At 28.2% G+C, this 8497-nt stretch carries 7 protein-coding genes; all 7 read left to right on the top strand.

The annotated features are described in order from the left end of the window. Window positions 1-680, top strand: a 680-nt coding sequence (gene tilS, locus Q1J78_RS00210; RefSeq protein ID WP_300278638.1) for a tRNA lysidine(34) synthetase TilS, incomplete at its 5' end; no start/stop codon positions are given. 25 nt (window positions 681-705) lie between these two features. Then, window positions 706-2655, top strand: coding sequence for an ATP-dependent zinc metalloprotease FtsH (gene ftsH, locus Q1J78_RS00215; protein WP_300278641.1), 1950 nt, complete (start codon window positions 706-708; stop codon window positions 2653-2655). An 81-nt stretch (window positions 2656-2736) separates the two neighbouring features. Then, window positions 2737-3726, top strand: coding sequence for a biotin--[acetyl-CoA-carboxylase] ligase (locus tag Q1J78_RS00220; protein WP_300278643.1), 990 nt, complete (start codon window positions 2737-2739; stop codon window positions 3724-3726). Window positions 3727-3843: 117 nt separating this feature from the next. Beyond that, window positions 3844-4623 (top strand): type III pantothenate kinase, encoded by a 780-nt coding sequence (locus tag Q1J78_RS00225; RefSeq protein WP_300278645.1) that lies wholly within the window; start codon window positions 3844-3846, stop codon window positions 4621-4623. A 158-nt stretch (window positions 4624-4781) separates the two neighbouring features. Further along, window positions 4782-5762, top strand: a complete 981-nt coding sequence (dusB, locus tag Q1J78_RS00230; protein ID WP_300278648.1) for a tRNA dihydrouridine synthase DusB — start codon at window positions 4782-4784, stop codon at window positions 5760-5762. Window positions 5763-5862: 100 nt separating this feature from the next. After that, a complete protein-coding gene (gene greA, locus Q1J78_RS00235; protein WP_300278651.1) occupies window positions 5863-6342 on the top strand; it encodes a transcription elongation factor GreA in 480 nt (159 codons plus the stop codon). Between the two features lie 55 nt (window positions 6343-6397). After that, entirely contained in the window at window positions 6398-7924 is a 1527-nt protein-coding gene (gene lysS / locus Q1J78_RS00240; protein ID WP_300278654.1) for a lysine--tRNA ligase, read from the top strand. The last annotated feature ends 573 nt before the right edge of the window (window positions 7925-8497 follow it).

Genomic DNA, 8497 nt, shown 5'->3' on the forward strand with positions numbered 1-8497 from the left:
CAGAATCTATGAAAGCATATAAAGAAGTTTGTACAATTGATGAAAATTCTGTTGAAATTAATATAGATAAGTTTTTAGAATTACATGAAGCGATAAAAAATAGAGTTATAAGATTTTCTATAAGAGATGTTCTAGGTGATACTAACTTTGTAGATCAAAAACATATTGAAGAGGTTATTCAATTCATAAGAACATCAAAAAATGGAAAAGTTATAAATCTTCCAAGAGGAGTTTTTGTATATAGAAAACTAGACACTATATTATTTACTATGGAAGAAATTAAGGAAGAAAATTTAGAGTTTAACTATAATATCCCTAAAGATGGATTTATAAAAATAAAAGAACTGGGATTACTGATAGATTCTAGTAAAATAAGTATAGAAAAATACAGAAGTCTTAAAAAAGATGAAATGGTAAAAGCTATTGATTTTGATAAGATAAAAGGGGGTATAACAGTAAGAAATAGAAAACCAGGAGATAAAATTAAATTAAAAGGGGGAACTAAAAAAATAAAAGATTTATTTATAGATCTTAAAATTCCGAGAGAAGATAGAAATAGAGTACCTATTTTAGTTGATGAAGATGGTGTTATTCTTGCTGGTGAATATAGAGTTAGTGAAAATTATAAAATTGATGAAACTACAAAAAATGTGCTAAAATTAAGCATAAAAAAATTATAAAACCTTAAAAGGAGGGAAAGTTAATTTGAAAAAAATGCTAAAAGGAGTAGTATTTTACGTTTTAATGTTAGCTATAATAGTTGGCGTTATCCAGTTTACTGGAAAAGAAGTAGAAAAAGTAAAAGAACTTCCATTCTCAAAAGTATATCAAGAACTTAATCAAGGAGATATAGCTTCAATATATTTTGTAGATGAAACATCTGTAGAAGGTGTATTAAAAGATAAAACTAAATTTAAATCTTATATACCTTCAGAAGTAAAAGGTGAGCAATTTGCAGATAAAGTCCTTGAACAGTCAGAAAAAAATAAATTGAAAATAGATGGAGAAAAAGAGCCTACAACACCTTGGTTTATATCTATGCTTCCAACGCTTCTTATGGTGGTATTTTTAGGAATACTATGGTTTACATTTATGAACCAGTCTCAAGGTGGAGGCGGAAAAGTTATGAACTTTGGAAAATCTAAAGCCAAACTTCATAAAGATGGAGAAGGAGAAAAAATAACATTTAACGATGTAGCGGGTCTTCAAGAAGAGAAAGAAGATTTACAAGAAGTTGTAGACTTCCTTAAAAATCCTAAAAAATATACTCAACTAGGTGCTAGAATACCAAAAGGTATACTTATGGTTGGACCTCCAGGAACAGGTAAAACATTCTTATCTAAAGCAGTTGCTGGAGAAGCAGGAGTACCATTTTTTAGTATAAGTGGATCAGACTTTGTTGAAATGTTTGTTGGTGTGGGAGCATCTAGAGTAAGATCTCTATTTGAAGATGCAAAGAAAAATGCACCAGCGATAATATTTATAGATGAAATAGATGCTGTTGGTAGAAAAAGAGGTGCTGGTCTTGGTGGTGGACATGATGAAAGAGAACAGACACTAAATCAGTTATTAGTTGAAATGGATGGATTTGGAATTAATCAAGGTATAATTATAATGGCTGCTACAAATAGACCTGATATATTAGACCCTGCTCTTTTAAGACCAGGAAGATTTGATAGACAAGTAGTTGTTGGAACTCCTGATGTAAGAGGAAGAGAAGCAATATTTAAAGTTCATTCAAGAAAAAAACCTCTAGATGAAGATGTAGATTTAAGTGTATTAGCAAAAAGAACACCTGGATTTACTCCTGCAGACATAGAAAATTTAATGAATGAAGCAGCTATATTAACAGCGAGAAAAGGCGAAAAGAAAATAAAAATGGCTACAATAGAAGAATCTATAACAAAAGTTATAGTTGGTGTAGCTAAAAAATCTAGAGTTATAAGTGATAAAGAAAAAAGACTTACTGCATATCATGAAGCAGGACATGCAGTATGTGCACATTTATTAGAAAATACAAGTCCAGTACATCAAGTAACAATAATACCTAGAGGAATGGCTGGTGGATTTACAATGCAGCTACCAGTAGAAGATAAGTATTTTGCTACTAAAAGAGATATGGAAGAAGATATTATAGTTATGCTTGGTGGTAGAGTTGCTGAAGAATTAGTTCTTAAAGATATTTCTACAGGAGCTTCAAATGACCTTGAAAGAGTTAGCCAAACAGCTAGAGATATGGTTAAAAAATATGGTATGAGCTCAAAAATAGGACCTATAACATTTGATAGTGAAGGGGAAGTATTCTTAGGAAATAGCATATCAAATAATAGATCGTATTCAGAAGAAGTTGCAAATGAAATAGATGTAGAAACAAGAAATATAATAATAGGTGCTTATGAAATGACAAAGAAAATTTTATCTGAAAATATGGATAAACTAGAAAATGTAGCACAAGCTCTATTAGTATATGAAACTTTAGATGAAGAAGAATTTAATAAAGCTATTGATGGAAAACTTGACTTAAATTCTGAAGATGAAAAAGAAGAAAAGATAATAGAAAATACTGAAATAACAACTTCAGATGTTAAAGAAGAAAAACAGGATTTAGAAAAAGAAGATATAAAAATAATTGATAAAACTACTTCTGAGGAATAGTATATACAAATATATAGTTTTATAATATTTATTAAAAGGGAAGGTGATATAGCCTTCCCTTTTTAAAAAGGAGAAAATAAGATGCCTAAAGAAAATAGAAAAAAGATAATTGATATGTTATCAAATGCTGGAGATACATTTATATCAGGAGAAAGTATTTCAAAAGAACTAGGAATATCAAGAGCAGCTGTATGGAAGCATATAAATTATTTAAAAGAAAATGGATATAGAATAGAAGCGATAAATAAAAGAGGATATAGAATTATAGATTTAGATTCAAAATTGATTATACCTGAACAAATAACTATGAATTTAAATACTAAAATTGTTGGCAAAAATATAAAGTATATGCAAAGTGTAGATTCTACAAATAATTATTGTAGAAAGAATGCAAGCTCTTTATCAGATGGAAGTATAGTAATAGCTGAGTACCAATCTGAAGGTAAGGGGAGATTAGGAAAAAATTGGCAATCAAACCTTGGAGAAGGAATATGGATGAGTTTAATAGTAAAACCAAATATACCTGTATATAAAGCACCATTTTTAACACTAGTAGCAGGAGCAGCTATTCTTAATGCATTTGAAAAATTAGGGATAAAAACAAAGATAAAATGGCCTAATGATATAATTTTGAATGATAAAAAAGTATGTGGTATATTAACAGAAATGATAGCTGAAGTTGAAAAAGTAGATAGTATAATTATTGGAATAGGTATAAATGTAAATACCATGGAATTTCCCGGGGAATTATCAGAAAAAGCAACTTCTCTAAAAAAAGAAGGGATAGAGATAAATAGAGTAGAAATAATAAGTGAATTTATAAAAGAGTTTGAGAAGTTATATATATCGTATATAGAATTGGAAAACAAAAAAGAAATAGTTGATATATGCAAAAAAAATTCCATACTTATAGGTAAAATAGTATATTTAATAAAAGATAATAAAAAAGAAAAAGTAAAATGTATTGATATAAATGAAGATGGAAATTTGATAGTCGAGCATATGGATGGAAATATTGAAGAAGTATATTCAGGAGAAGTATCTATAAGGGGACAAAAAGGCTATATTTAATAATTTTGTATACAATATTATTGACATTGATATATTAGAGTTGATAAAATAACTATGCTAGTGAATACAAAAATAATCTAAATTTAAAATAGAATATTTAGAAAGAAGGATAGATTTATGTTATTAGTATTTGATGTTGGAAATACAAATATGGTCTTAGGATTATATAATGAAGATAAACTAGAAAAACATTGGAGAATTCATACAGATAAATATAAAACTTCAGATGAATACGGAATGCTTATAAAAGACTTATTTAGACATTATGATTTAAAAATAGAAGATATAGATGATGTAATAATATCATCAGTAGTTCCAGATGTAATGCATTCCTTAGAGAATTTTTCTAGAAAATATTGTGGTAAAGAAGCCATGGTAGTTGGTCCTGGTATAAAGACAGGATTAAATATAAAATATGATAACCCAAGACAAGTTGGAGCAGATCGTATAGTCAATGCTGTTGCAGCAATAGAAAAATATGGTTATCCACTTATAGTCGTTGATTTTGGTACAGCAACTACATTCTGTGCAATATCTGAAAGTGGAGAGTATCTAGGTGGAACAATAGCTCCTGGAGTTAAAATTTCTAGTGAAGCATTATTCCAAAGAGCATCAAAACTTCCTAGAGTCGAACTTATAAAACCAGGTACTGTAATTGCAAAAAACACTGTATCTGCAATGCAATCAGGTTTGATATACGGGTATGTAGGTTTAGTTGATAAAATCATAGATATGATGAAAGAAGAATTAAAAAATAAAGATATAAAAGTTGTTGCAACAGGTGGACTTGCTGGTCTTATTTCTTCAGAAACAGATAGTATAGATGAGATAGATAAGTTTCTTACATTAGAAGGTCTTAGAATAATATATGAAAAAAATAAAAATAACGAATTATAATATTAAAAATAATATTTATAATGACTTATAAAAATATTGAAATTAGAGGGTTTAATTGCCTCTAATTTTTTTGCAAATATTGAAGAACTGTTCCATTTTATGTTAATATAATAGCATTGACTTTATGAAAATAAACTTAAAAAGAAAGGAGATGGATTATGAAAATAGGAAATATAGTCCTTGAAAATGAAGTATTTTTAGCTCCTATGGCAGGTGTTACAGATTTAGCATTTAGACTTATATGTAAAGAATATGGGAGTGGACTTTTATATACAGAAATGATAAATGCAAAAGCCCTTTGTTATAATGATGAAAAAACTAAGGGTATGCTTAAAATAGAGGAAGAAGAACATCCAGTAGCTGTTCAAATTTTTGGATCTGAACCAGAATTTATAGCAGGAGCTACGGAAATTTTAAATGAACATTCAAATGAAATTTTAGATATAAATATGGGATGTCCAGCTCCTAAAGTTGTTAAAAATGGAGATGGATCAGCACTGATGAAAAATCCAAAGCTTGCGTCAGAAGTTATAAAAGCAGCTGTAAAAAAATCTAAAAAGCCAGTAACTGTAAAATTCAGAAAAGGTTGGGATGATGATAGTATAAATGCTGTCGAATTTGCAAAAATGGCAGAAGATAGTGGGGCATCAGCGATAACAATACATGGTAGAACTAGAGCTCAGTATTATTCTGGTAATGCAGATTGGGATATAATAGAGAAAATAAAAAGTTCTGTAAATATACCTGTTATAGGAAACGGTGATATAGTAACAATTGAAGATGCTATAAATATAAGAAAAAAAACAAACTGTGATGCAATAATGATAGGTCGTGGTGCACAAGGAAATCCATGGATATTTAATAGAATAAATCATTATATGAAAACAGGTGAAATTATTCCAGAACCAACAACTGAAGAAAAAATAAAAACAGCGATAAAACATTTTAATTTAGCTATAGAAGAAGATGGAGAATATGTAGCTGTTAGAGAAATGAGAAAACATTTAGGTTGGTATTTAAAAGGAATGAAGAAATCTGCTAAACTTAGAGATGAGATAAATAAGTTAGAAACAGCTGAAGAAGTAGTAAATAGGTTAGAAGCATATATGGCACAATTCTTGACATCAGTTAAATATTAGCCTATAATATAGCGGATAAAGTAAAATAATGGCGATTTAATACCCATTTGAAAATAAATATAAAATTTAATACAATTTACAAAAAGGAGCCAATAGGAAAATGGAAGAAAATAAAGAGATATTATTAACTCAGCAAGGTTTTGATAAACTAGAAGCTGAGCTTGAAGAATTAAAAATAGTAGGAAGAAAAGATGTTGCAGAGAAATTAAAAGTTGCTATATCATATGGAGATTTATCAGAAAATGCAGAGTATGATGAAGCAAAAAAAGAACAAGCTGAATTAGAAGAAAAAATATTAAAAATAGAAAATATGATAAGAAAAGCTACTATAATAGATGAAGAATCTATAGATTTAAGTAAAGTAAATGCAGGTTCAATAGTAAAACTTTACGACTATGATTTTGAAGAAGAAGTAGTTTATACTATAGTTGGTTCAACAGAAGCAGATCCTTTTGAAGGAAAAATTTCAAATGAATCTCCAATAGGAAAAGCTATATTAGGAAAAACTGAAGGAGAAGAAGTTGAAGTTCAGGTTCCAGATGGTATAGCTAAATATAAAATATTATCAATAAGCAGATAGTAAATATAAAATAAGGTAGCAATTATATATAATAAAATCTAAATGGAGGTGTACTATGAGCAATAATAAAAATACAGAAATGAATGTAGAAATGACTAGTGAAGAATTAAGTGAAGTTCTTCAGGTAAGAAGAGATAAGCTAGCTAACTTACAGGAAATGGGGAGAGATCCGTTTAAAGAAAGTAGATATGATAGAACACATTATTCAGCTCAGATAAAAAATGATTTTGAATCATTAGAAGGAGAAACTGTAAAAATTGCTGGACGTATGATGAGTAAAAGAATACAGGGTAAAGCAGGATTTATAGATATTCAGGATGCTGAAGGAAGAATACAGTCTTATGTAAGAAAAGATAGATTAGGTGATGAAGAATATGATATATTCAAAACTTATGATATAGGTGATATTGTAGGTATAGAAGGAGAAGTTTTCATAACTAAAAGAGGAGAAATATCAGTAAAAGCTAATAAAGTAACTTTATTATCTAAATCTTTACAGATACTTCCAGAAAAATATCATGGATTAAAAGATCAAGAATTAAGATATAGACAAAGATATGTAGACCTTATAGTTAATCCAGAAGTAAAAGATGCTTTTATAACTAGAACAAAAGCTCTTAAAGCATTAAGAAGTTACTTAGATGAAAGAGGATTTTTAGAGGTTGAAACTCCAATACTTAACACAATAGCTGGTGGTGCAAACGCAAGACCATTTATAACACACCACAATACTCTTCATATACCAATGTATTTAAGAATAGCTAATGAGTTATATTTAAAAAGATTAATAGTTGGTGGGTTCGATAAAGTATATGAAATGGGAAGAATGTTCAGAAATGAAGGTATGGATATGAAACATAACCCAGAATATACAGCTATAGAATTATACCAAGCATATGCAGATTATACAGATATGATGGAAATAACTGAAAATCTTATAGCACATATGGCTGAAGTAGCTACAGGAAGTACAAAAATAGTTTATCAGGATAAAGAAATAGACTTTAAACCACCTTGGAAAAGAATGACTATGATAGATTGTGTTAAAGAATATTCAGGTGTAGATTTCAATGAAATAAATACAGATGAAGAAGCTATAGCAATTGCTAAAGAAAAAGGTATAGAAATAAAACCAGGAATGAGAAGAGGAGAAATAATAGCTGAATTCTTTGAAGAATTTGGAGAAGATAAATTAGTACAGCCTACATTTATAACTCATCATCCAGTTGAAATATCTCCATTATCTAAGAGAAATGTAGAAGATCCAAGACTTACAGATAGATTTGAAGCGTTTGCAAATGGATGGGAACTTGCTAATGCATTCTCAGAACTTAATGATCCAATAGACCAAAAAGGTAGATTTATGGACCAGTTAAGAAAGAAAGAGCTTGGAGATGATGAAGCTTGTGATATGGATGAAGATTTCTTAAATGCTCTTGAAGTAGGGCTTCCTCCAACAGGTGGATTAGGAATAGGTATAGATAGAGTAATAATGCTTTTAACTAACTCTTCATCAATAAGAGATGTATTATTATTCCCTACAATGAAACCTATAGAAAAACAGGAAGAAACTGTTGAATAATAATTTGTAATAAAAATAAATGATAGATTTTAATAAAATAAAAGACTATTTAACTTTTTAGTTAAGTAGTCTTTTTGTATTTAGAAAACGTGCAGTTATATAGGTGCTTTTTTATATACTATCAACTAGAATCAATGATTTTCTTTTGAGAATATGAACTTAATATTTAATAAAATTTTTAAAATAAATATAAATTTGATATAAGTGAGAAGAAAATATAAAATAATAATAGGAAAGAGAAAAAAGGATTACACAAAAATGTAAGTAATAAAGAGTATATAAAAATTAAAATTATATATAATTATTATATATAATTTATGACCGAATAAAAAAATAAGAAAAAGTAAATAAAGGAAGAATAACAAAGTTTTGCTGAAAAAATAATAGTTTAAATGTTGAATTTTAAATATATTTTCAAATAAATAAAAATAAATTATAAAAAAATCAAAAAAAGTGTTGACCTTTTATTAAAGAGATGATAATATAATACTTGTCCTTGAGAGAGGGCAAGAAACAAAAGAGAAAATCGAAAGATTAAAATGAACTTTGAAAACTGAACAGCAGATATATTTA

The organism is Peptacetobacter sp. (assembly GCF_029264495.1).
Taxonomy (GTDB): Bacteria; Bacillota; Clostridia; order Peptostreptococcales; family Peptostreptococcaceae; genus Peptacetobacter.